Origin of the sequence: Bacillus cereus group sp. RP32 (assembly GCF_040459735.1) — a bacterium.
Taxonomy (GTDB): Bacteria; Bacillota; Bacilli; order Bacillales; family Bacillaceae_G; genus Bacillus_A; species Bacillus_A wiedmannii.
The window spans coordinates 5,247,501-5,271,544 of sequence record NZ_JARVHO010000001.1 but is presented as its reverse complement, the minus strand read 5'-3'; the positions used below and the strand labels follow the sequence as shown (position 1 = coordinate 5,271,544).

Below are 24,044 nucleotides of genomic sequence, written 5' to 3'. Positions count from 1 at the left end.
GCATTAGAATGAAAGCAACTGGAATCGTACGTCGAATTGATGATTTAGGTAGGGTAGTAATCCCGAAGGAAATTCGTAGAACTTTACGTATTCGAGAAGGAGACCCGCTAGAAATATTTGTTGATCGCGATGGAGAAGTGATTTTGAAAAAATATTCTCCAATTAGTGAACTAGGTAATTTTGCAAAGGAATATACGGAAGCTTTATACGATAGCTTAGGACATAATGTGCTTGTATGCGATCGTGATTCTATTATCGCAGTAGCAGGCGTATCTAAAAAAGAATACTTAAATAAAAGTGTTGGCGATTTAATTGAGAAGACAATGGAAGAGCGTAAGTCTGTAATTATGACAGATGAAAGCGAAATTTCAATTATTGATGGAGTAACAGAAAAAGTGAGTTCCTATACAATTGGCCCGATTGTTGCGAATGGAGATCCAATTGGAGCTGTTGTTATCTTCTCTAAAGAGGATATTATAAGTGAAGTAGAGCATAAGTCAGTAAATACAGCTGCAAGCTTTTTAGCGAAACAAATGGAGCAGTAAGGCTATATCGAATTTTAGAAGTAGCAATCTTTCCTAATTATGATATTTCTTTTTGAGAAATCAAATATTTGGAGATATATGTATATTGAATGAAGGTAGCGCTTTGCTACCTTTTTTCGTTGAACATTTCTAGCATTGCACGAACGTATTATTACTCGTGTAGGCAAGGAAGCTTGTCCTTTTCTTTATGATATAATACGAGGGGTGAGAATAGAAAAAGGAGTTTTCTTGTATGGAATCGAAGAAGTATCAAGCCTTTTGGCGTGGGGCTATTATATTAACAATCGCAAGTTTTGTTACAAAGGTATTAAGCGCTTTTTACCGTATTCCATATCAAAATATAGCGGGTGATATTGGTTTTTATATTTACCAACAAATTTATCCGTTTTATGGATTTTGTTTAATTTTAGCTACTTATGGGTTCCCCATTATAATTTCAAAAATGGTTGCGGAACGATTAGAGCGAGGGAAACAACAAGAAGCAGAAGAAATTATCTGTGTATCTTTTTGGTTTTTATTAGGAATTGGTTTCGTAGGCTTTTTCACATTGTTTTTTGGTGCCGAAACAATTGCAGCAGCCATGGGTGATATACACTTAGATAAGTTATTACGTGTTATTTCATTTTCATTCATATTGATGCCGTTTTTATCTGTAGCAAGAGGATATTTTCAGGGGTTCAATAATATGATGCCAACAGCTGTTTCGCAAGTGATAGAACAAACAATTCGTGTTTCTATTATTGTATTTTTATCTCTATTCCTAATTGCTCGCGGATTTGATTTATATACAGTCGGTGCAGGTGCTATGTTAGGTTCAATCGCAGGCGGACTAATTGGGATTATCGTACTTGTACTTTATATGCGTCATGACTTTCGTTCTATATTTTTCAAGAGTGTAAAGAGAATTAAGGGAAAAAAGAGAATCATTAAAATTCTGTTTTGGCAGGGATTGGCGATTTGTGTTAGTAACTTAGTACTTATTTTTATACAAATGGCTGATTCCATTTCCTTCTATTCCTTACTTATTGGGGCAGGAGAGCAAGCTGAAAGTGCAAAGATATTAAAAGGTGTTTACGACAGAAGTATCCCGCTTATGCAATTAGGTACTGTCGTGACAACTTCTTTCTCATTGTCACTTATTCCAATTATTACAGCGGCGAAGGAAAGAGGAGATCTTTCCTTTATTCGAGAAAAGGTAAAGTTAGCAATGAAAATAACATTTGTTATTGGATTTGCAGCTGCCATTGGATTAACTTGTATTATTCAGCCTACGAATATTATGTTGTTTGAAAATAGTGATGGGTCAGATGTTTTATCCATTTTATCTTTATCTATTTTATTTAGTTCATTGTCGATTACAACTGCTTCTATTTTGCAAGGGTTAGGACAAACATTAAAACCAGCAATATTCGTTATATTTGGGGGTTGTTTAAAGTTAGCTTTAAATTATACATTAATGCCGTATTTTGGTGTGAAGGGAGCTGCAATTGCAACACTAGTTGCGTTAATTGTAATTTCTGTGCTAAATAGTGCATTACTTATGCAAGCTGTATCCGAATCGCTTATCGATAAGCGGAATATGTTAGGTGTAGTTATTAGTGGTATCGGTATGGGGTTTGTATTAATAATATTTATACGTGTGATGCAAATGTCTGGATTAGTAATTGATACAAGGCATAGAGGAATTGCAACACTTGAGGCATTGTTAGGTGTAGCTATCGGTGGATTAACATATGTGTTTTTAATTTTAAAATTACGTGTATTTACAAAAGCGGAAATAGGAACCGTTATGAAAAAAGAGAAAAAAGAAGGTTCATTGAAGAAGAGTGGATAGAGGTGTCAGGTTGTGAGTGGAATCATTACTATTTTAGGATTAGGTGCTGGTGAGTTAGATCAGTTAACGATGGGTGTATATCGAAAAATAAAAGAAGCAGATCACATGTTTGTTAGAACGAAGGAACATCCCGTTATAGAAGAGTTGGAGAAAGAAGGTATACAATATACAGCCTTTGACAGTGTATATGAAGCGCATGATACATTTGAAATTGTATATGAAACAATCGCGAATACATTACTAGAACAAGCTGAAGGCACAGAAATCATCTATGCCGTGCCAGGGCATCCGCTTGTAGCGGAAAGAACGGTTCAGCTACTGTTGGAAAAAGGCGAAGTAGCGAATGTTGAAGTGCGCATTGAAGGTGGACAAAGTTTCCTTGATCCTATGTTTGCGAGTCTAAAGATTGATCCGATTGAAGGATTCCAATTAATTGACGCCACATCATTTGAAAGAGGACAATTAGAATTACGTCAACATTTAATCTTTTGCCAAGTATATGACGCATTCGTTGCATCTGATGTGAAATTAACATTAATGGAGATGCTATCAGATGATTATGAAGTGTATATCGTAACAGCTGCAGGGACTTCATTTGAACAAGTTAAAAAGGTGCCGTTGTACATGTTAGATCATGAAACAGAGTTGAATAATTTAACGAGTGTATATGTACCACCAGTTAAAGAACGTGCGTCCTTGTATCAACAGTTTGATGTGCTTAGAGAAATTATTGCAGACCTTCGTGGACCGAATGGTTGTCCGTGGGATAAAAAGCAAACACATCAATCTTTAAAGAAGTATTTAATTGAGGAAGCTTATGAAGTGTTGGAAGCAATTGATGAAGAGGATGATGATCACTTAGTAGAAGAACTGGGTGATATATTATTACAAGTTATGTTGCATGCTCAAATCGGGGAGGATGAAGGTTGGTTCTCTATAGATGATATTATTCGAACTTTATCTGAGAAAATGGTTCGCCGCCACCCGCATGTATTTGGGAATACGGATGTAAATAATGCCGATGAAGTAATTGCCAATTGGGAAGAAATTAAAAAACAAGAAAAAGGATTCGTGAAAGAATCTGTTTTAAATGGGGTTCCAAAAAGTTTGCCACAGTTACTACGCGCCTATGAAATCCAGAAAAAAGCTGGCAAAGTTGGTTTCGATTGGGTTGATGTACAACCGATGATAGAGAAAGCCTTAGAAGAATGGCAAGAGTTCCAACAAGAAGTTACAAATATGGATGAGGCGAAAATGTTAGGTGAATTTGGCGATTTACTATTTGCGTTTGTGAATATAGCTCGTCATTATAAAATAGATCCCGAAGAGGCGTTACGTTCAACGAATGAGAAATTCGTCGGTCGTTTCTTATACATGGAAGCAAAGGTAGCTGAAATGAATAAAGAGATGCAAGATTTATCATTAGAGCAGTTAGACGTTTTATGGGAAGAGGCAAAACAAACAGAGCGTTAATAGGGGGATTTGATATGCGTCTAGATAAGTTTTTAAAAGTATCACGTTTAATTAAAAGAAGAACATTAGCGAAAGAAGTAGCTGATCAAGGAAGAATATCAATTAATGGTCAAGTGGCAAAAGCGAGTTCAGATGTAAAAGTAGCTGATGAATTAACAATTCGTTTTGGTCAAAAAATAGTAACTGTAAAAATAAACGAATTGAAAGAAACGACTAAAAAAGAAGATGCAGCAAATATGTATAGTTTAGTTCGCGAAGAAAAAGTAAAGGCTGAAGAAGGCTTGTTCTAAAATCAATTATCCCTTCATACATTACTATTAGCTAGTATAAATCTATGGGGGGATTTACGTGGATAATGGTTACTCACCTATGTCTTCTAATCAACAAAATGTTTCGGTAGAGCATGATATTATTATGCGTGGCAGGCGTGTAATTGATATTACCGGTGTAAAGCAGGTAGAGAGTTTTGATAGCGAGGAGTTTTTACTTGAGACCGTAATGGGTTTTTTAACAATTCGTGGTCAAAATTTGCAAATGAAAAATTTAGATGTAGAAAAAGGTGTTGTATCGATTAAAGGGAAAGTTCATGAGATGCTGTATATTGATGAGAATCAAGGGGAGAAAACTAAAGGATTCTTTAGTAAGTTGTTTAAATGAGCCTAACAATTCAGTTGTATACGATGCTCTCAATGATCGGAATGGGTGCTTGGATTGGAGCGTCTTTAGATACATACCAACGATTTTTAAAGCGGCAAGAACGTAAACGTTGGCTTGTATTTATTCATGATATACTATTTTGGATTGTCCAAGCATTATTCGTTTTTTATGTACTGCTTCTTGTAAATGAAGCTGAACTACGTATATATGTATTTTTGGCATTATTATGTGGTTTTGCGGCATATCAAAGCTTATTGAAAGCAATATACATGAGACTGTTAAATTTTCTCATCTATATTTTTATGCAAACAACACACTTTTTTGTTCAAATTATAAAGCTACTCATGATAAAACCTGTTATTATTATAGCGCAGCTATTTATTGCATTTATATTATTCTTATTTCGTATACTGCTTTCAATTGGACATGTGTTATGGAAAATGGTGATTTGGATATTACTTTTCATATGGAAAGTTTTTTTCTGGCCTGTTCGATTTATTGCTTCGCTCATATGGAAACTTCTCCCTAATCGTGTTAAACTTTTTATAATGAAACATGTAGGGTTCCTGCAATATATAGCAAAATTGAAGGGACACATCTTCCAATTATGGGGGCGTATAAAAAAGAAGTTAGGGGGACCTCGGAAATGAGGGAACTGAGACAAAGAACAATCGAAAAACAGAGTCCAAATCCTGTTAAAGAGCATATAATACAAACGGATGAGAACAGGAAGCGACTTTATCGCCGTTTAGCGGTTTTTCTTGTCTTTGCTTTTACAATTATTGCGAGTATTAGTGTAACGTTTTATCAACAAAACAGTTCCATTAGAGCAAAAGAAGCAAAAGTTAAGGACATGAAAAAAGAACTGGATTCATTAACGAATAAAGAAAAGAGTCTAAAAGACGAAGTTCAAAAGTTAAATGATGAAGAGTACGTATTAAAGATTGCTAGAAGGGATTATTTCTTCTCTGGAAAAGGGGAGATAATTTTTCCTGTTTCTAAGTAGAGTATGTCTTATTGACACTATATTTTAGGATTATATATAATAAAGTAAAATTTGACTTTTTAACCACTAAGGAGGAGCATTTTTTTTATGTCAATCGAGGTAGGCAGCAAGTTACAGGGTAAAGTAACAGGTATTACAAATTTTGGGGCTTTTGTGGAGCTGCCAGAAGGCTTAACGGGTCTTGTTCATATTAGTGAAGTTGCTGATAATTATGTGAAAGATATTAACGATCACTTAAAAGTGGGCGACCAAGTAGAAGTAAAAGTTATTAACGTTGAAAAAGATGGTAAGATCGGTCTATCTATTAAAAAAGCGAAAGAGCGTGAAAAAACAGAAGGAGATCGTCCACGTGGTGAATACCAACGCGGTGGCGGTGGCGATCAACAACGTTCTGGACGTCCACAACGTAATCGTTCTTTCAACAGAGATAACCGTGGCGGCGGTAACGAACGAGCTCCAAAAGAAACATTCGAGCAAAAGATGGCACGTTTCTTAAAGGACAGTGAAGATCGTTTAACTTCTTTAAAGCGTAACACAGAATCTAAACGTGGTGGCCGTGGCGCACGTCGCGGATAATAAGAACGTTTAATTCTTAGCATATAGAGAGGTACCCAGGGCGATTGCTCGGGGTGCTTTTTTATATGTGAAAATATATTTTTAAAAAAGTTTTCAAGATGTGTTGACTTTAAAATATATCTGAGGTAAGATACTAATTGTCCGTTAAATAAGACGACATGGCGGTGTAGCTCAGCTGGCTAGAGCGTACGGTTCATACCCGTGAGGTCGGGGGTTCGATCCCCTCCGCCGCTATATTTAATTTAACGGCCCGTTGGTCAAGTGGTTAAGACACCGCCCTTTCACGGCGGTAACACGGGTTCGAATCCCGTACGGGTCATCCTAAAAAGATCATGCAAATTTGCATGATCTTTTTTTGTTAAATAAATTAAGACATACAACACTTCTACAAAATCACCCTATATTTTCTGAATGTTCAATTAAAATAGTGAGAATAAATTACATACCGTGTATATATGTAGAGTTATTTCGAATAAAAAGTCGAACGATTATAAAAGTGAAAACTGTTGTTTTGACAAAAATCCCAATAATCATCTTTTATAATGACAGTAATTAAACTATGCAGGTGGTGTTAAAAATATGCCTAAAGCAGGAAGGAATACTATGAATACAAGTGCATTGGCAATGAATGAGAGTCAGCTTGGAGCAGTAAAGTGGACGAGTAAGTTGCGAATGAAGTTTGAACAGGTTTTCTTTAGATGGGGATTTATTATTGTTGTTATTGGTTTTCTTTTGGGACGAGCATATATATTAACAAACATTTTACCGTTTGCACTGCCGTTTTTTGCTGCTGTTTATGTTATGAAGCGGGATAAAATGCCGCTCGCGTTCTTGGCTCTTATGGGGGGCGCACTTTCAGTTTCGATAGATAATTTATTCTTTACCTTTGCATCTATTTTTACTTTCTTCATTTATAATATCTTCTTTAGTCGGTTTACACGTAAAACTGTTGGACTTGTTCCATTCCAAGTATTTATCTCCGCATTAACCGCACATTTAGTTGTCGTATATTTCGCGCAACAAACTGTCACCATGTACGATTTACTCGTTAGTACGATTGAGGCAGGGCTTAGCTTCGTATTAACTATGATATTTTTACAAAGTGTTCCGCTTTTAGTAGAACGAAAAGGTAAACAACAAGCGCTAGAGACAGAAGAAATTGTTTGTTTAATTATATTACTAGCATCTGTTTTAACAGGTACAACAGATTGGTTTGTATATGACGCTTCTATTCAACATATTTTTACTAGGTATTTAGTGCTCGTGTTTGCATTTATTGCGGGGGCTGCTACAGGATCTACAGTGGGGGTCGTCACTGGATTAATATTAAGTTTAGCCAATGTCTCCAGTTTGTCTCAACTTAGTCTACTTGCTTTTTCTGGGTTGCTTGGTGGTTTGTTAAAAGAAGGGAAGCGTTTAGGTGTTAGTTTAGGTTTATTAATTGGGACGAGCTTGATTACGCTATATGTAGACAAGCAAACAAACATTGTGACAACTTTAATTGAATCTGGTGTGGCGATTATGTTCTTCTTATTAACACCGAAACTTGTTATGGATCGTATTGCTAAATTCATGCCAGGCACACAGGAACATTCGCAAGATCAACAACAGTATTTAAGAAGGATGCGTGATGTTACAGCGAATAAAATTAATCAATTTGCCAATGTATTTGCTGCTTTATCTAATAGCTTTTCTGTATATGGATATGTGGAGGAGGAAGATAAAGAGACAGAAGCGGATTTGTTCTTAAGTACAATTACTGCAAAAACATGTCAAACATGCTTTAAAAAGGACCAATGCTGGGTAGTTAATTTCGACAAAACGTACGATTATATGAAACAAATAATGAGTGAAACGGAAGAGGGGACGTTGCAGCATAATCGGAAGTTAGTTCGTGAATGGGACAAGCATTGTGTGAGAGGGAAGAAAGTGACGGATTTAGTAGCGGGTGAATTAGATCACTTCTATGAAGGACAAAAATTACGAAAACAAATGAAAGAAAACCGTAGAATAGTAGCGGAGCAACTATTAGGTGTATCAAAAGTTATGGAGGATTTTGCTAAGGAGATCCAAAGAGAACGAGAAAATCATCAAGTGCAGGAAGAACAGATTATGCAAGCGTTTCGTGATTTTGGCGTAGAAGTAGAGCATGTTGATATATATTGTTTAGATAGAGGAAGTATTGATATTGAAATGTTGATTCCAGTTGCATCTAATGAACATGGAGAATGTGAAAAGTTAGTTGCGCCGATGCTTTCTGACATTCTAAAGGAAAATATTGTTGTTAAACATGAAGAAAAATCTTCTTATCCGAACGGCCACAGCTTAATATCATTTGGTTCGGCAAAAACGTATTCTCTTGATACTGGGTTGGCCACAGCTGCAAAAGGCGGTGGGTTTGTTTCTGGTGACTCTTATGCGATGATGGATTTAAGTGTTGGTAAATATGCGCTTGCAATTAGTGATGGTATGGGAAATGGGCAAAGAGCTCATATGGAGAGTAAAGAAACGGTAAAATTATTACAAAAAATACTTCAATCAGGCATTGATGAGGAAATAGCGATTAAATCTATCAATTCTATTCTTTCTTTAAGAACAACAGAAGAGATGTTTACGACGTTAGATTTAGCTATGGTGGATTTGCGGGATGCGAGTGCGAAATTTTTAAAGATTGGATCGACGCCGAGTTTTGTTAAACGCGCGAATAATATTTTGAAAATTGAGGCAAGTAATTTGCCGATGGGCATTATTGAGGATGTTGAAGTTGATGTAGTAGGTGAACAATTAAAAACGGGCGATATCCTTATTATGATGAGCGATGGGATTTTCGAGGGAGCGCAACATGTAGAAAATCATGAACTATGGATGAAACGAAAAATTAAAGAATTACAAACCGAAGATCCGCAAGAAATTGCCGATATCATTATGGAAGAGGTGATTCGCTCTTGTGATGGTTATATAAATGATGATATGACTATCGTTGTGGCGAAAGTGAAGAAAAATATGCCGAAGTGGGCTACGATTCCAATTGTAGGAATGCAGGCACAATAAATTTTAAGTGTGATGTTTCTTTATCACTGTTTTTTTCTAAAAACCTAGGTGGATGCCTAGGTTTTTTACTTTAAAAGATAATGTTATTACTTTTGTGAATATGTACGGATGATGTAAGATAAAAATGTAATTTTTGTATATCTTTTTTTTGCACAATGTTTGTAAAAGTTGTACCATTATAAACAAGGTAACTAACGTTGCTGTTCTTGTTTAATGAAAGGTGATTACGAAGTTGAAAGATACATTTGTTGAAAAGGTAGATGACTTTGTAAAGCAGCATGATGTATTAAAGGAACGTTCAACAATTGTTGTAGGGGTTTCTGGTGGTCCTGACTCTTTGGCTCTTCTATATTATTTGTTAGAAAAAAGAGCAGCAAAACAGTTCGAAATTGTAGTGGCACATGTGGACCATATGTTTAGAGGTGATGAATCTCATGAGGACCTACAGTTTGTGCAGGACCTTTGTAAAGGGCTGGGAGTTATTTGCGAAACGATAAGGATTAATGTGTCGCAATATCAACAGCAACACGGAATGAATGCACAGGTTGCTGCTAGAGAATGCAGATATGCATTTTTGGAAAGAATAATGAAGAAATATGATGCGAGATATGTAGCTCTTGGACATCATGGTGATGATCAAGTAGAGACGATTTTAATGCGCCTTGTACGAGGGAGTACTCCGAAAGGATATGCAGGAATTGCAGTGAAGCGTCCTTTTCATAATGGATATTTAATTAGGCCGTTACTTGGAGTAACGAAGGAAGAGATTGTTGATTACTGTAATAAGCTAAAAATAATTCCCCGTATAGATCCAAGTAATAAAAAGGAAGTATATACAAGGAATCGATTACGCAAATATGTTCTTCCTCATTTGAAAGAAGAAAATTCACAAGTGCATGAGAAATTCCAAAAATTTAGCATGCAGATGCAAGAGGATGAGGCGTATTTGCAGGAATTAGCTTTTGAGAAAATGAATAAAGTAATTACAAAAAAAAGTGATAAACAAATTAGCTTATCAATTCCTGCCTTTGAATCCATGTCTATGCCTTTACAAAGAAGAGGGATTCAACTAATATTAAACTATCTTTATGAATATAAGATTCCATCTTCTCTTTCCTCTATACATATTGACAAAGTGATCGAGTTTTTTAAGCGGACACAACCTTCGGGTTCACTTGATTTCCCAGGTGATTTAAAAATTGTTCGCGCATACGAGGAGTGCAGCTTTGGATTTAAACAAGAAATTGTTTCTCCTTTTTCACAAGATTTATCAGTGCCCGGGACAATTACGCTATCGAACGGGGATAAGCTTGTAACAGAGGTGAGCGAAGACATACCAAGTAACATGAATGAAACAGTATTTGTTGCTAAGTATAATGATATATCATATCCACTTCGTATTCGTTCTAGAGAAAATGGAGATCGCATGTCAATACAAGGTATGAATGGCACAAAAAAGATAAAAACTATTTTTATCGAAGCAAAAGTACCAAGAGAAAAAAGAGAAGAATGGCCGGTCGTTTGTGATGCAAGTGGGAATATTATGTGGGTACCCTTGTTGAAGCGATCTGCATTTGCTATCTCGAAAGAGGCGGCAAAGAAGGATAAATATATGATTATTCACTACAAAAGCAAGGAGTCTTCCGGGAGGATAATGAAATGATGAATCAAGATATCGAAAAAGTATTAATTTCTGAAGAACAAATACAAGAAAAGGTGCGCGAATTAGGTGCGGTTATTGCAGAGGATTATAAAAACACAATACCTCTTGCGATTGGTGTATTAAAGGGCGCAATGCCATTCATGGCAGATTTATTAAAGAGAACAGATACATATCTTGAAATGGATTTTATGGCTGTATCTAGTTACGGTCACTCTACTGTTTCAACAGGCGAAGTGAAAATTTTAAAAGACCTTGATACTTCTGTAGAGGGTCGCGATATTTTAATCGTTGAAGATATTATTGATAGCGGTCTTACGCTAAGTTACTTAGTAGACCTATTCAAATATCGTAAAGCGAAGTCTGTAAAAATTGTTACGTTATTAGATAAGCCGACAGGCCGTAAGGTAGATTTGAAAGCGGATTATGTTGGGTTTACTGTTCCACATGAATTTGTTGTAGGGTATGGATTAGATTATAAAGAGCAGTACCGTAATCTTCCTTATGTAGGAGTATTAAAACCAAGTGTTTACTCAAATTAATTAAATACAGGCGTCACAATTGTATAGGAAAGTTTTTCTATGTTACGATTTACTATAGTGTTTATGCCGTGAGAGGAGGTTAGGAATGAATCGTATCTTCCGTAATACCATCTTTTATTTACTGATATTCCTAGTAGTAATTGGAATCGTGAGCTATTTTAATGGTTCGACACAAAAAACGACATCAGTTAGCTACGATAAATTCATTACTAAACTAGAAAAAGGTGAAGTGCGTAATGTGCAACTTCAACCGAAAAATGGTGTATTTGAGGTAAAAGGACAATTTAACAACTCTAGCCAAGGAGAACAATTTGTTACTTATGCACCAAATACTGAGGAATTACAAAAGAAAATTAATGACAAAGCGCAAGGTGCTGAAGTTAAGTATCAACCAGCAGAAGAAACAAGTGCTTGGGTAACGTTCTTTACTTCTATCATTCCGTTCGTCATTATCTTCATTTTATTCTTCTTCTTATTAAACCAGGCTCAGGGCGGCGGTAGCCGTGTTATGAACTTCGGGAAAAGTAAGGCGAAGTTATATAATGACGAAAAGAAAAAAGTTCGTTTTAGAGATGTTGCTGGAGCGGATGAAGAGAAACAAGAGCTTGTTGAGGTAGTTGAATTCTTGAAAGATCCTCGTAAGTTCGCTGAAGTTGGTGCCCGTATTCCGAAGGGTGTTCTATTAGTAGGACCTCCAGGTACAGGTAAAACTTTACTAGCACGTGCCGTTGCAGGTGAGGCAGGCGTTCCATTCTTCTCTATCAGTGGTTCTGATTTCGTAGAGATGTTCGTCGGTGTCGGTGCATCACGTGTACGTGATTTATTCGAAAATGCAAAGAAAAATGCTCCTTGTATCATTTTCATTGATGAAATTGATGCGGTAGGACGTCAACGTGGCGCAGGTCTTGGTGGTGGCCATGATGAGCGTGAGCAAACGTTGAACCAATTACTTGTTGAAATGGATGGATTCGGTGCAAACGAAGGTATTATTATCATCGCTGCAACAAACCGTCCTGATATTCTTGATCCAGCATTATTACGTCCAGGTCGTTTTGACCGTCAAATTACAGTAGATCGTCCAGATGTAAATGGCCGTGAAGCTGTGCTGAAAGTACATGCTCGTAATAAACCGCTTGATGATCATATCAACTTAAGAGCAATTGCAACTCGTACACCAGGGTTCTCTGGTGCGGATCTTGAAAACTTATTAAACGAAGCTGCTTTAGTGGCTGCGCGTCAAGATAAGAAGAAAATTGATATGAGTGACATTGATGAAGCAACGGATCGTGTTATTGCAGGTCCAGCTAAGAAAAGTCGTGTTATCTCTGAAAAAGAACGTAATATCGTTGCATTCCATGAAGCTGGCCATACTGTAATTGGTGTTGTCCTTGATGAAGCAGATATCGTTCATAAAGTAACAATTGTCCCTCGTGGTCAAGCTGGTGGATATGCAGTAATGCTTCCGAAAGAAGATCGTTACTTCATGACAAAACCAGAGTTACTTGATAAAATCACTGGTTTACTTGGTGGTCGAGTAGCTGAAGAGATTGTGTTTGGTGAAGCAAGTACAGGTGCTCACAATGACTTCCAACGTGCGACTGGTATTGCAAGACGTATGGTTACGGAATTCGGTATGAGTGATAAGCTTGGACCGATGCAATTCGGTAGCTCACAAGGTGGTCAAGTGTTCTTAGGAAGAGACTTCCATTCAGAACAAAACTACAGTGATGCAATTGCACATGAAATCGATGTGGAAATGCAAACTATTATAAAAGAATGTTATGCTCGCGCGAAACAAATTCTTACTGAAAAACGTGATAAGCTAGATATTATTGCGAAAACGTTACTTGAAGTAGAAACGTTAGATGCAGAGCAAATCAATCATTTATATGATTACGGCAGATTGCCAGAGCGTCCAACATCTTCAGATGATGTGAAAGTAAACATCAATATGAAGAAGGACGATGAAGAATCAGAAGATAAGTAAGAGATGAAGGAGTGACGATGGTCACTCCTTTTTTTATTTGTGGAACGAAATGAAGTAGAAAAAAATTTAAGTAAATCTGGTATTAAAAATTGAAATAGAGCGTAATCTTTTTGTAAAATGATGAGGATAGAAAAGCTGATTATATAAGTATGTGTGATATGATGTTTTTATAAGTTTTATACATACTGCACAAATATAGATTAAATAAGATAAGTGGTGAGAATATGATTTTTGTATTGGATGTAGGGAACACAAATGCTGTGCTAGGCGTGTTTGAAGAAGGGGAACTTCGTCAACATTGGCGCATGGAAACAGATCGTCATAAGACAGAAGATGAATATGGAATGCTTGTAAAGCAGTTGCTTGAGCATGAAGGTCTTTCGTTTGAAGATGTGAAAGGTATTATCGTGTCTTCAGTCGTACCACCAATTATGTTTGCATTAGAGCGCATGTGTGAAAAGTATTTTAAAATTAAACCGCTTGTAGTAGGTCCTGGAATAAAAACGGGGCTAAATATTAAATATGAAAATCCACGTGAAGTAGGCGCGGACCGAATTGTAAATGCGGTAGCAGGAATCCACTTGTATGGAAGTCCGCTTATTATTGTCGATTTCGGTACGGCTACTACATATTGTTATATTAACGAAGAAAAGCATTATATGGGTGGAGTTATTACGCCGGGAATTATGATTTCAGCAGAGGCTTTATATAGTAGAGCGGCAAAACTTCCTCGTATTGAAATTACAAAACCAAGCAGTGTTGTTGGAAAGAATACGGTAAGTGCAATGCAATCTGGTATTCTTTATGGTTATGTTGGACAAGTGGAAGGTATTGTTAAGCGTATGAAAGAGGAAGCTAAACAAGAACCGAAAGTTATTGCAACAGGTGGATTGGCGAAATTAATTTCAGAAGAATCGAATGTAATTGACGTTGTAGATCCATTTTTAACATTAAAAGGTTTGTATATGTTATACGAGCGTAATGCAAATTTACAGCATGAGAAAGGTGAATAAATGAGTATGAAAGATTATTTAGTAAAAGCGTTAGCATTTGATGGAGAAGTGCGTGCATATAGTGTGCGTACTACAAACACAGTAAGTGAGGCGCAAAGACGTCATGATACATGGAGAACAGCTTCGGCGGCACTTGGTCGTTCTTTAACTGCAGGTACAATGATGGGCGCGATGTTAAAAGGTGACCAAAAGTTAACGATTAAGGTAGAAGGTAATGGTCCGATTGGTCCTATCTTAGTAGATGCTCATGCAAATGGGGATGTACGTGGTTATGTAACGAATCCACATGTTGATTTTGAAGGAACGGAACAAGGGAAATTACGTGTATATCAAGCGGTAGGTACTGAGGGATTTGTAACAGTAATTAAAGATATTGGTATGCGTGAGCCGTTTATTGGTCAATCTCCAATTGTTTCAGGAGAATTAGGGGAAGACTTCACGTATTATTTTGCAGTTTCTGAGCAAACACCTTCTTCTGTAGGAGTTGGCGTTCTTGTGAATGGAGATGACAGCGTATTAGCGGCAGGTGGATTTATCCTTCAAATTATGCCAGGTGCACAGGAAGAAACAATTTCATTCATTGAAGATCGTTTGCAGAAGATTCCTCCTGTATCAACGTTAATTGAACAAGGGCTTTCTCCAGAAGAGTTACTGTATGCAGTTCTTGGAGAAGATAAAGTGAAAGTGTTAGAAACGATGGATGTTCAATTTAATTGCACATGCTCACGCGAACGTATTGAGAGTGTGTTAATTAGTTTAGGTAAAACAGAGTTAGAGCAAATTCGCGAAGAAGAAGAAGAGACAGAAGTTCATTGTCATTTCTGTAATGAGCGATACAAGTTCTCTAAAGAAGATGTTACAAATTTAATTGAGAGTTTGTAATAAGGGAAGTGAGGGAATCCACCCTCTAAATAGATTGACAAACAGGGAATTTTCTGACAAAATCTAAATATAGATAAAACCAATAAAAATACTCGGTGTTAGGAGTGACAGGAATGCGAGTGGCACAATCAGTTTCAGAATTAATCGGGAAAACGCCGATCGTTAAGTTGAACCGCATCGTAGAATCAAACAGCGCAGATATATACTTAAAATTAGAATTTATGAATCCAGGGAGCAGTGTTAAAGATCGTATTGCATTAGCTATGATTGAAGATGCTGAAAAAAAAGGATTATTAAAAGAAGGCGATACAATCATTGAGCCAACAAGTGGTAACACAGGAATTGGTTTAGCGATGGTAGCGGCCGCTAAAGGATATAAGGCAATTTTAGTAATGCCAGAAACAATGAGTATTGAGCGTCGTAATTTATTACGTGCTTACGGTGCGGAATTAGTATTGACTCCAGGGCCTGAAGGAATGGGTGGAGCGATTCGTCAAGCGACTGAATTAGCAAAAGAGCATGGCTACTTTATACCACAACAGTTCAAAAACCAATCGAATCCAGAAATTCATCGTTTAACAACAGGGCCAGAAATTGTTGAACAAATGGGTGACCAATTAGATGCGTTTATTGCAGGTATTGGTACAGGTGGAACGATTACTGGTGCTGGTGAAGTGCTGAAGGAAGCGTATAAAGATATTAAAATTTATGCAGTAGAACCTGCGGATTCACCAGTACTATCTGGTGGGAAACCTGGTCCACATAAAATCCAAGGAATCGGTGCGGGATTCATCCCAGAGACATTGGATGTAGAGGTATATGATGAAATTGTTCAAGTAAAAGCAGAGCAAGCATTTGAATATGCAAGAAGAGTGGCTAAAGAGGAAGGTATTTTAGTGGGTATCTCTTCTGGAGCAGTTATTTATGCAGCAACAGAAATTGCGAAAAAGTTAGGTAAAGGGAAAAAGGTACTTGTTATTATCCCAAGTAACGGTGAACGTTATTTAAGTACACCGCTTTATCAATTTGAGTCTTAATTATATGTGATTGAAAAAGCATCCTTGAAAAGGATGCTTTTTCTTTTTGGATTGGAAATAGGAAAAGAGTGAATGACTAGAAAACTTCATGTAAAATAAGAGGTAGTATAATTAATTTATTTTCACTAGCCTTCGAGTATAACCACTTTATATATATAACGAATGTAGTTTGAGGTGGTTAATCTAAGAGGGTGGGATAAAAGAAGACGGGGTGTTGATATGCAACGAAGAAAATCTTTAGCGCTTTCTATTCCATATCAGTTAGATTTCTTTAAGCAGTATAAATTTCTTTCTAAGGATAAACCGCAACATATTTTGTTAGAGAGTGGACGTGGCGGTCGTTATAACATTGTGGGGTTGAACCCAGTAGCGGTAATCCGAGGGAAGGGTGAAACGTTACATATAAGCGAAAGTGGTAAGGAAACAATAAAACAAGGAAACCCATTAGATTTAATGCAGGAATATATGGAGCGATGGAAAACGGACTATAATCCGGAATACCCTCCATTTCAAGGTGGTGCAATTGGTTACTTTAGTTATGATTGCATCCGTTATATTGAAAAACTCCCTTCCCATGCGGAGGATGACATTAATATACCTGATATATTCTTTTTATTATTTGATGATGTGTTTGTTTATGATCAAAAAGAAAAAGTATTATGGATTATTACACATTATGTAGATAAGCATGAAGAGGCAAAAGAGCGATTAAATGAATGGAAGATTCTTTGGGCGACAGAAGCGCCAGAAGTGAATATACCTTTCGCATGCCCTGAAGAGAAAAGTGAAACAGTTGCTTTTACAGAAGAAAGTTTTATGAAGGCGGTTGAATGTATTCAAGAATATATTGGGGCTGGTGATGTGTTCCAAGTAAACTTGTCGACAAGGCAAGAAAGAACGTTACAAACACACCCACTAGAAATCTATACAAGTCTTCGTAAGATTAACCCATCTCCATATATGGGTTACTTGGAGCTCGGGGATTTTCAAATTGTTAGTGGATCGCCAGAGTTGCTAATTAAGAAAGAGGGAACCGAAGTAAGTACAAGACCGATTGCTGGAACGAGATCTAGAGGGGCGAATGAGCAAGAGGATGAAGAATTAGCAAAAGAATTAATTGAGAATGAAAAAGAAAGAGCAGAGCACGTCATGCTTGTGGATTTAGAACGAAATGATTTAGGGCGTGTTTGTAAATATGGCACTGTAGAAGTAGATGAATTTATGGTAATTGAGAAATACTCACATGTTATGCATATTGTTTCTAATGTGCGTGGTGAGGTGGAAGAAGATAAAGATGCTTTTGATTTAGTGAAGGCTGTATTCCCTGGGGGAACAATTACTGGTGCTCCGAAAATACGTACGATGGAAATTATTGAAGAATTAGAACCTGTTCGTCGAGGGATTTACACAGGTTCAATCGGGTGGATGGGTTATTCTGGAGATACAGAATTGAATATTGTAATTAGAACACTGCTTGCTAAAGATGGAAAAGCGCATGTACAAGCAGGGGCGGGAATTGTAATTGATTCGAATCCGGAAAATGAATATAAAGAGTCGTTAAAAAAGGCGATTGCTTTATGGCGTGCAAAAGAACGTAGCGAAGAAACGGTTAGGTGAGAGAAATGATATTAATGATTGATAATTATGATTCTTTTACATTTAATTTAGTGCAGTTTCTTGGAGAACTTGGACAAGAGCTTGTTGTTAAACGTAACGATGAAGTGACTATTTCAGATATTGAGAATATGAAACCAGACTTTTTAATGATTTCGCCAGGTCCGTGTAGTCCTAATGAAGCAGGTATTAGTATGGAGGTTATTCAATACTTTGCTGGAAAGATTCCGATTTTTGGGGTTTGTCTTGGACATCAATCCATTGCACAAGTGTTTGGCGGAGAGGTTATACGTGCGGAGCGCTTAATGCATGGGAAAACGTCGCTTATGCATCATGACGGAAAGACGATTTTTTCGGATATCCCTAATCCGTTTACTGCGACACGTTATCATTCCCTTATCGTTAAGAAAGAGACGTTACCTGATTGCTTAGAGGTAACATCTTGGACAGAAGAAGGGGAAATTATGGCGCTCCGTCATACAACATTACCGATTGAAGGTGTACAGTTCCATCCAGAATCAATTATGACTTCCCACGGGAAAGAGTTGTTGCAGAATTTCATTCGTAAATACAGCCCAAGTGTGACATCGTGTTAATTTACGTAAATGGTGAGTATGTAGAAGCAAGTGAAGCGAGAATTTCTCCTTATGATCATGGTTATTTATATGGTCTTGGAGTTTTTGAGACATTTCGTATTTATAATGGTCATCCTTTCTTATTGGATGATCATTATGACCGTTTAATAGATGCACTGGATACATTGCAAATTAAATGGACAATGACGAAAGATGAAGTACTGCTTATTTTGAAGAATTTACTCGTTAAGAATGAATTAGAGCATGCATATGTACGTTTTAATGTATCAGCGGGTATAGATGAAATTGGATTGCAAACGGAAATGTATGACGAGCCGTCTGTTATTGTTTTTATAAAACCTTTAGCAGCCCCCGAAGACGTAGTGGAAAAAGAAGGGGTTGTTTTAAAACAAGTGCGAAATACACCAGAGGGTGCGTCTCGCTTAAAGTCTCATCATTATTTAAATAACATTTTAGGGAAACGTGAAATTGGAAATGTTGTGAATAAGGAAGGTATTTTCCTTACTGAAACAGGTTATGTTGCAGAGGGTATTGTTTCGAATCTCTTTTTCGTGAAAGGTGATATTTTGTATACACCTTCGCTAAAAACAGGGATTTTAAATGGTATCACTCGTGCGTTTATTATAAAGGTTGCTGAAGAGCTGGGCATCGAAGTGAAGGAAGGTTTCTTTACAAAAGATGAATTACTTTCAGCTGATGAAGTCTTCGTAACAAACTCGATTCAAGAAATTGTCCCGCTTTATCATATAGAGGGACGAGATTTCCCGGGTAAAGTAGGTATGGTTACAAAAAGGTTTATGAGTCTTTATGAAATGCAGAGAGAGAAATTGTGGAGCAGAAATGAATTGCGAAGAGGAGATGTGTAGTTTGAAGTGGGATTATGATTTGCGCTGCGGCGAATATACATTGAACTTAAATGAAAAAACTTTAATTATGGGGATTTTAAATGTAACACCAGATTCGTTTTCTGATGGTGGGAGTTACAACGAGGCAGAGGCTGCGGTGCGCCATGCGAAAGAAATGCGAGATGAAGGTGCTCATATTATTGATATCGGCGGTGAATCTACTCGCCCGGGTTTTGCTAAAATATCGGTGGAAGAAGAAATAAAGCGAGTTGTTCCGATGATTCAGGCGGTTGCAAAAGAAGTGGAATTGCCTATTTCTATCGACACGTATAAAGCTGAAGTTGCAAAACAAGCAATCGAAGCTGGCGCTCATATTATTAATGACGTTTGGGGAGCGAAGGCGGAACCAAAAATCGCTGAAGTTGCAGCTCATTATGATGTACCTATTATCTTGATGCATAATCGCGATAACATGAATTACCGCAATTTAATGGCTGATATGATTGCTGATTTATATGAAAGCATCAAAATTGCTAAAGATGCTGGGGTGCGAGATGAGAATATCATTTTAGACCCAGGCATCGGTTTTGCTAAAACACCTGAACAAAATTTAGAAGCGATGCGTAATTTAGAACAGTTAAACGTACTGGGTTATCCAGTTCTCTTAGGTACTTCAAGAAAGTCCTTTATTGGACATGTGTTAGATTTACCGGTAGAGGAACGTCTTGAGGGAACAGGAGCTACCGTTTGTCTCGGCATTGAAAAGGGTTGTGAGTTTGTTCGTGTTCATGATGTGAAGGAAATGGCACGTATGGCTAAGATGATGGATGCGATGATTGGTAAGGGGGTAAAGTAATTGGATAAAATTTATGTTCATGATATGGAGTTTTACGGTTATCATGGTGTATTCCCAGAGGAAAATAAATTGGGTCAGAGATTTAAAGTGGACTTAACGGTGGAGTTGGATTTGAAACAGGCAGGAGAAAGTGATGACTTAGAGCATTCTGTCAATTATGGAGAGCTTTTCGAGTTATGTAGAAAAGTTGTTGAAGATAGAACGTATAAGCTTGTAGAGAGTATCGCTGAAAATATTGCTGCAGATATATTAAAACAATATGAGAGTATTTTCCGTTGTACAATTAAAGTAATTAAACCAGATCCGCCGATACCTGGGCATTATCGTGCTGTAGCAGTGGAAATTACGAGAGAACGTCCATGAATAATATAGCTTACATTGCATTAGGTTCAAATATCGGAGAACGTTATACGTATTTAACTGAAGCGATTCAGTTTTTAAACAAAAACCCGTATATCCAAGTTAACGATATTTCATCTGTATATGAAACAGAGCCAGTTGGCTATACTGACCAAAGTTGCTTTTTAAATTTAGTTATAAAAATTTCTACCAATTTATCACCGCAAGAATTATTGAAAATTACACAAAGAGTAGAGAATGATTTAGGAAGAAAAAGGGAAATTAGATGGGGTCCGAGGACCATTGACCTTGACATTTTACTATATAATCAAGAAAATATTGAAGCAGAGAATCTTATTGTTCCGCATCCGCGGATGTTCGAAAGAGCTTTTGTTATCGTTCCGTTGTTAGAGATTAATCAAGATATAAAACAAAACATTTTACGTTCACAAGTAGAAGAAATGAAAAGGCGAGAGGGAGTAACGGTATGGAAGCAGAAAAATGGGGAAGACGCATTCGCGCTTTTCGAAAGCTAAAAGGTTATACACAAGAAGGTTTTGCGAAAGAGTTAGGGGTATCTGTATCTGTTTTAGGTGAAGTTGAGAGAGGGAATCGATCGCCTTCCCAAGATTTTGTAGTGGAAGTTGCTAAGGCATTAAAGGTTTCAGTGGAGGAATTAATGCCGAAGTGACTATGAAGGAAGGAGTAAGTCGAGTGTTAAAGATTGCAAATATTGAGATGAAAAACCCGGTTGTATTAGCACCGATGGCGGGAGTGTGTAACTCTGCATTCCGTTTAACAGTAAAAGAATTTGGTGCAGGTTTAGTTTGTGCTGAAATGGTAAGTGATAAAGCGATATTACTTAATAACAAAAGAACATTAGATATGTTATATATTGATGAAAGAGAAAAGCCATTAAGTTTACAAATTTTTGGTGGAGAGAAAGAAACTCTTGTAGATGCTGCGAAATACGTAGATAAATATACGACAGCAGACATTATTGATATTAATATGGGTTGCCCAGTACCGAAAATCATTAAGTGTGACGCGGGAGCAAAGTGGCTTTTAGACCCAAATAAAATATATGAAATGGTAGCGGCAGTTGTAGATGCTGTTGAAAAGCCGGTTACAGTTAAGATGCGTATTGGTTGGGATGCAGATCATATTTTTGCAATTGAGAATGCAAAAGCTGTTGAGCGTGCTGGCGGACAAGCAGTAGCGGTTCATGGACGTACACGAGTACAAATGTATGAAGGGAAAGCGGATTGGGATATTATTAAACAAGTAAAGCAAGCTGTAAATATCCCGGTTATCGGAAATGGTGATGTCGAAACGCCACAAGATGCAAAGTGTATGCTTGATGAAATTGGTGTAGACGGTGTTATGATTGGTCGCGCTGCCCTTGGGGACCCGTGGATGATTTATCGTACGGTAAAGTATTTGGAAACAGGTGAATTAATGCCGGAACCGACAGTGCGTGAGAAAATTGACGTATGTATGTTGCATCTAGATCGTCTTATCGATTTAAAGAACGAAAATGTCGCTGTAAGAGAGATGAGAAAGCATGCAGCCTGGTATTTAAAGGGTGTTCGTGGTAATGCAACTGTACGTAATGGTATCAATGCTTGTAATACGCGTGAGGACCTTGCGAATGTATTAGGTGCATTTGTAGAAGAAGTAGAAGCGAAACAGCAAACAATTCACGTTGGTTAATAATAGATAGGGAAGATTGACATTCTTCTATACACTTCCTATAATTACGTGAAAGAAAGAAGAACTGCCAGCTAGTTGCTGGCAGTTTTTCTAGTTGAGTAGAAAATGCTATACTGTATATATTGTAAAAATTAATAGAGCTGGAGTGATATCAATACCATGGATAACATGAACCACGAAGAATTAAACGACCAATTGCTTGTTCGTCGTGAAAAGTTACATAACTTACGTGAGCAAGGAATCGATCCGTTTGGTAAACGATTTGAACGTACAAATGCAACAAATGACTTATTAAGCTTATATGGAGAGTTCTCTAAAGAAGAATTAGAAGAGAAAGAAATCTCTGTTTCTATCGCTGGTCGTATTATGACAAAACGCGGTAAAGGAAAAGCTGGATTTGCACATATTCAAGATTTACATGGACAAGTTCAAATTTATGTTCGTAAAGATGCTGTTGGAGATGAAGAGTACGAATTATTTAAAACAGCAGATTTAGGTGATTTAGTAGGTATTGAAGGTAAAGTGTTCAAAACGAACGTGGGAGAACTTTCGGTGAAGGCAACGGGCTTTACACTATTAACGAAATCTCTTCGTCCATTACCGGATAAATATCATGGATTAAAAGATGTTGAACAACGCTATCGTCAACGTTACTTAGACTTAATCACAAGTATGGAAAGCCGTGAAACATTCGTTACTCGCAGTAAAATCATTCGTGAAATGAGAAGATACTTAGATGACAATGGTTATCTTGAAGTGGAAACACCTATGATGCATGCAATTGCAGGTGGAGCTTCCGCGCGTCCTTTCATTACGCACCATAATGCGTTAGATATGGAATTATATATGCGTATCGCAATTGAACTTCATTTAAAACGCCTTATTGTGGGTGGATTAGAAAAAGTTTATGAAATCGGTCGTGTATTCCGTAATGAGGGTGTATCAACTCGTCATAATCCAGAGTTTACAATGATTGAATTATATGAAGCGTATGCTGATTATAAAGATATTATGAAACTAACAGAAAATATGGTTGCGCATATTGCGAAGCAAGTACTAGGTACAACAACAATCCAATATGGTGATTATGAAATTAATCTAGAACCAGAATGGACACGTCTTCATATGGTAGATGCAATCAAGGAACATTCTGGAGCAGATTTCTGGAATCCAATGAGTGTAGAAGAAGCGCGTGAACTTGCAAAAGAACATAATGTAGGTATTAAGGATACGATGGAAGTTGGTCATATTATAAACGAATTCTTCGAACAAAAAGTAGAAGATAAATTAATTCAACCAACATTTATTTACGGTCATCCGGTAGAAATTTCGCCACTTGCGAAAAAGAATGACGAAGATCCACGATTCACAGATCGTTTCGAATTATTTATCGTTGCACGTGAACATGCAAATGCATTCACTGAGCTAAATGATCCGATTGATCAAAAAGAACGCTTTGAAGCGCAATTAAAAGAGCGCGAACAAGGTAATGATGAAGCTCACATGATGGATGATGATTATATTGAAGCTCTTGAGTACGGTATGCCTCCTACAGGTGGGCTAGGAATTGGTATTGATCGTCTTGTTATGTTGTTAACGAATGCACCATCTATTCGTGATGTATTATTATTCCCTGCTATGCGTCATAAACAAGACTAAGCTTTGGAGATTTCTCCAAAGCTTTTTTTATTTGAGTATGAGCTACGTAGGGATAGTAGCTCTTGATGGTGCGAGAAATTATATTTATATAGAAGAAATGTGCTGTTTTTATACTTTTTTACTAAGTTAAAAATTTTATTAGAAAAACTATTGCATTTT

At 37.0% G+C, this 24,044-nt stretch carries 24 protein-coding genes and 2 tRNA genes; all 26 read left to right on the top strand.

Going from position 1 to position 24,044, the window contains the following annotated elements:
• Positions 1-8: 8 nt before the first annotated feature.
• The 26 genes from spoVT to lysS all read left to right on the top strand — a co-directional run bounded on the left by spoVT (position 9) and on the right by lysS (position 23,885).
• On the top strand, positions 9-545 hold the full coding sequence (gene spoVT / locus QCI46_RS27155) for a stage V sporulation protein T (RefSeq protein ID WP_000648313.1): 537 nt from the start codon (positions 9-11) through the stop codon (positions 543-545).
• A gap of 232 nt (positions 546-777) precedes the next feature.
• Positions 778-2,379, top strand: coding sequence for a putative polysaccharide biosynthesis protein (locus QCI46_RS27150; protein ID WP_353841805.1), 1,602 nt, complete (start codon positions 778-780; stop codon positions 2,377-2,379).
• Between the two features lie 12 nt (positions 2,380-2,391).
• Positions 2,392-3,852 (top strand): bifunctional methyltransferase/pyrophosphohydrolase YabN, encoded by a 1,461-nt coding sequence (yabN, locus tag QCI46_RS27145; RefSeq protein ID WP_000014264.1) that lies wholly within the window; start codon positions 2,392-2,394, stop codon positions 3,850-3,852.
• Between the two features lie 14 nt (positions 3,853-3,866).
• Positions 3,867-4,142: an RNA-binding S4 domain-containing protein gene (locus tag QCI46_RS27140; RefSeq protein WP_001234876.1), complete on the top strand. Its 276-nt coding sequence runs from the start codon at positions 3,867-3,869 to the stop codon at positions 4,140-4,142.
• Positions 4,143-4,200: 58 nt separating this feature from the next.
• Positions 4,201-4,509 carry a sporulation protein YabP gene (gene yabP, locus QCI46_RS27135; RefSeq protein ID WP_000368630.1) on the top strand — a complete coding sequence of 103 codons (309 nt, stop codon included), beginning with the start codon at positions 4,201-4,203 and terminating at the stop codon, positions 4,507-4,509.
• Positions 4,506-5,159, top strand: a complete 654-nt coding sequence (gene yabQ / locus QCI46_RS27130; RefSeq protein ID WP_000059764.1) for a spore cortex biosynthesis protein YabQ — start codon at positions 4,506-4,508, stop codon at positions 5,157-5,159. The genes yabP and yabQ overlap by 4 nt, the downstream gene beginning before the upstream one ends.
• Positions 5,156-5,515, top strand: a complete 360-nt coding sequence (gene divIC, locus QCI46_RS27125) for a cell division protein DivIC (protein WP_001208737.1) — start codon at positions 5,156-5,158, stop codon at positions 5,513-5,515. The genes yabQ and divIC overlap by 4 nt, the downstream gene beginning before the upstream one ends.
• 87 nt (positions 5,516-5,602) lie before the next feature.
• Positions 5,603-6,091: a S1 domain-containing RNA-binding protein gene (locus QCI46_RS27120; RefSeq protein ID WP_000021454.1), complete on the top strand. Its 489-nt coding sequence runs from the start codon at positions 5,603-5,605 to the stop codon at positions 6,089-6,091.
• Positions 6,092-6,251: 160 nt separating this feature from the next.
• Positions 6,252-6,325: transfer RNA gene (locus tag QCI46_RS27115), tRNA-Met, on the top strand.
• A gap of 13 nt (positions 6,326-6,338) precedes the next feature.
• Positions 6,339-6,410: transfer RNA gene (locus QCI46_RS27110), tRNA-Glu, on the top strand.
• 260 nt (positions 6,411-6,670) lie between these two features.
• On the top strand, positions 6,671-9,142 hold the full coding sequence (gene spoIIE / locus QCI46_RS27105) for a stage II sporulation protein E (RefSeq protein WP_001123543.1): 2,472 nt from the start codon (positions 6,671-6,673) through the stop codon (positions 9,140-9,142).
• A gap of 232 nt (positions 9,143-9,374) precedes the next feature.
• On the top strand, positions 9,375-10,805 hold the full coding sequence (tilS, locus tag QCI46_RS27100) for a tRNA lysidine(34) synthetase TilS (RefSeq protein ID WP_353841804.1): 1,431 nt from the start codon (positions 9,375-9,377) through the stop codon (positions 10,803-10,805).
• On the top strand, positions 10,802-11,344 hold the full coding sequence (gene hpt / locus QCI46_RS27095) for a hypoxanthine phosphoribosyltransferase (protein WP_000981845.1): 543 nt from the start codon (positions 10,802-10,804) through the stop codon (positions 11,342-11,344). The genes tilS and hpt overlap by 4 nt, the downstream gene beginning before the upstream one ends.
• Positions 11,345-11,429: 85 nt before the next feature.
• Positions 11,430-13,331, top strand: a complete 1,902-nt coding sequence (ftsH, locus tag QCI46_RS27090) for an ATP-dependent zinc metalloprotease FtsH (RefSeq protein ID WP_001079657.1) — start codon at positions 11,430-11,432, stop codon at positions 13,329-13,331.
• Positions 13,332-13,555: 224 nt separating this feature from the next.
• On the top strand, positions 13,556-14,344 hold the full coding sequence (locus QCI46_RS27085; protein WP_000578367.1) for a type III pantothenate kinase: 789 nt from the start codon (positions 13,556-13,558) through the stop codon (positions 14,342-14,344).
• Positions 14,345-14,350: 6 nt separating this feature from the next.
• Positions 14,351-15,226, top strand: coding sequence for a redox-regulated molecular chaperone HslO (hslO, locus tag QCI46_RS27080; protein ID WP_327960063.1), 876 nt, complete (start codon positions 14,351-14,353; stop codon positions 15,224-15,226).
• A 113-nt stretch (positions 15,227-15,339) separates the two neighbouring features.
• A complete protein-coding gene (cysK, locus tag QCI46_RS27075) occupies positions 15,340-16,263 on the top strand; it encodes a cysteine synthase A (protein ID WP_001261726.1) in 924 nt (307 codons plus the stop codon).
• Between the two features lie 219 nt (positions 16,264-16,482).
• Entirely contained in the window at positions 16,483-17,880 is a 1,398-nt protein-coding gene (pabB, locus tag QCI46_RS27070) for an aminodeoxychorismate synthase component I (RefSeq protein ID WP_353841803.1), read from the top strand.
• Between the two features lie 5 nt (positions 17,881-17,885).
• Positions 17,886-18,473 carry an aminodeoxychorismate/anthranilate synthase component II gene (gene pabA, locus QCI46_RS27065; RefSeq protein ID WP_000602298.1) on the top strand — a complete coding sequence of 196 codons (588 nt, stop codon included), beginning with the start codon at positions 17,886-17,888 and terminating at the stop codon, positions 18,471-18,473.
• The gene (gene pabC / locus QCI46_RS27060; RefSeq protein WP_353841802.1) at positions 18,467-19,339 is read left to right on the top strand and encodes an aminodeoxychorismate lyase; all 873 of its coding nucleotides are present in this window, start codon (positions 18,467-18,469) and stop codon (positions 19,337-19,339) included. Before pabA ends, pabC begins: the two co-directional genes overlap by 7 nt.
• Entirely contained in the window at positions 19,314-20,174 is an 861-nt protein-coding gene (gene folP, locus QCI46_RS27055) for a dihydropteroate synthase (protein WP_353841801.1), read from the top strand. The genes pabC and folP overlap by 26 nt, the downstream gene beginning before the upstream one ends.
• Positions 20,175-20,537 carry a dihydroneopterin aldolase gene (folB, locus tag QCI46_RS27050; RefSeq protein ID WP_000358076.1) on the top strand — a complete coding sequence of 121 codons (363 nt, stop codon included), beginning with the start codon at positions 20,175-20,177 and terminating at the stop codon, positions 20,535-20,537.
• Positions 20,534-21,049 (top strand): 2-amino-4-hydroxy-6-hydroxymethyldihydropteridine diphosphokinase, encoded by a 516-nt coding sequence (gene folK / locus QCI46_RS27045; RefSeq protein WP_353841800.1) that lies wholly within the window; start codon positions 20,534-20,536, stop codon positions 21,047-21,049. Before folB ends, folK begins: the two co-directional genes overlap by 4 nt.
• Positions 21,001-21,204, top strand: a complete 204-nt coding sequence (locus QCI46_RS27040; protein ID WP_000387029.1) for a helix-turn-helix domain-containing protein — start codon at positions 21,001-21,003, stop codon at positions 21,202-21,204. Before folK ends, QCI46_RS27040 begins: the two co-directional genes overlap by 49 nt.
• A 23-nt stretch (positions 21,205-21,227) precedes the next feature.
• Positions 21,228-22,226: a tRNA dihydrouridine synthase DusB gene (gene dusB / locus QCI46_RS27035; RefSeq protein ID WP_353841799.1), complete on the top strand. Its 999-nt coding sequence runs from the start codon at positions 21,228-21,230 to the stop codon at positions 22,224-22,226.
• A 159-nt stretch (positions 22,227-22,385) separates the two neighbouring features.
• Positions 22,386-23,885, top strand: coding sequence for a lysine--tRNA ligase (gene lysS, locus QCI46_RS27030; protein ID WP_000369672.1), 1,500 nt, complete (start codon positions 22,386-22,388; stop codon positions 23,883-23,885).
• Positions 23,886-24,044: the final 159 nt, after the last annotated feature.

Bases quoted from the DNA above. Each gene is read 5' to 3' on its own strand.
- folP (WP_353841801.1), top strand. From the start codon at position 19,314: ATGAATTGCGAAGAGGAGATGTGTAGTTTGAAGTGGGATTATGATTTG.
- yabQ (WP_000059764.1), top strand. From the start codon at position 4,506: ATGAGCCTAACAATTCAGTTGTATACGATGCTCTCAATGATCGGAATG.
- pabA (WP_000602298.1), top strand. From the start codon at position 17,886: ATGATATTAATGATTGATAATTATGATTCTTTTACATTTAATTTAGTG.
- spoVT (WP_000648313.1), top strand. From the start codon at position 9: ATGAAAGCAACTGGAATCGTACGTCGAATTGATGATTTAGGTAGGGTA.
- spoIIE (WP_001123543.1), top strand. From the start codon at position 6,671: ATGCCTAAAGCAGGAAGGAATACTATGAATACAAGTGCATTGGCAATG.
- ftsH (WP_001079657.1), top strand. From the start codon at position 11,430: ATGAATCGTATCTTCCGTAATACCATCTTTTATTTACTGATATTCCTA.
- QCI46_RS27150 (WP_353841805.1), top strand. From the start codon at position 778: ATGGAATCGAAGAAGTATCAAGCCTTTTGGCGTGGGGCTATTATATTA.
- QCI46_RS27120 (WP_000021454.1), top strand. From the start codon at position 5,603: ATGTCAATCGAGGTAGGCAGCAAGTTACAGGGTAAAGTAACAGGTATT.
- folK (WP_353841800.1), top strand. From the start codon at position 20,534: ATGAATAATATAGCTTACATTGCATTAGGTTCAAATATCGGAGAACGT.
- pabB (WP_353841803.1), top strand. From the start codon at position 16,483: ATGCAACGAAGAAAATCTTTAGCGCTTTCTATTCCATATCAGTTAGAT.
- lysS (WP_000369672.1), top strand. From the start codon at position 22,386: ATGGATAACATGAACCACGAAGAATTAAACGACCAATTGCTTGTTCGT.
- QCI46_RS27140 (WP_001234876.1), top strand. From the start codon at position 3,867: ATGCGTCTAGATAAGTTTTTAAAAGTATCACGTTTAATTAAAAGAAGA.
- cysK (WP_001261726.1), top strand. From the start codon at position 15,340: ATGCGAGTGGCACAATCAGTTTCAGAATTAATCGGGAAAACGCCGATC.
- QCI46_RS27085 (WP_000578367.1), top strand. From the start codon at position 13,556: ATGATTTTTGTATTGGATGTAGGGAACACAAATGCTGTGCTAGGCGTG.
- hslO (WP_327960063.1), top strand. From the start codon at position 14,351: ATGAAAGATTATTTAGTAAAAGCGTTAGCATTTGATGGAGAAGTGCGT.
- hpt (WP_000981845.1), top strand. From the start codon at position 10,802: ATGATGAATCAAGATATCGAAAAAGTATTAATTTCTGAAGAACAAATA.
- divIC (WP_001208737.1), top strand. From the start codon at position 5,156: ATGAGGGAACTGAGACAAAGAACAATCGAAAAACAGAGTCCAAATCCT.
- QCI46_RS27040 (WP_000387029.1), top strand. From the start codon at position 21,001: ATGGAAGCAGAAAAATGGGGAAGACGCATTCGCGCTTTTCGAAAGCTA.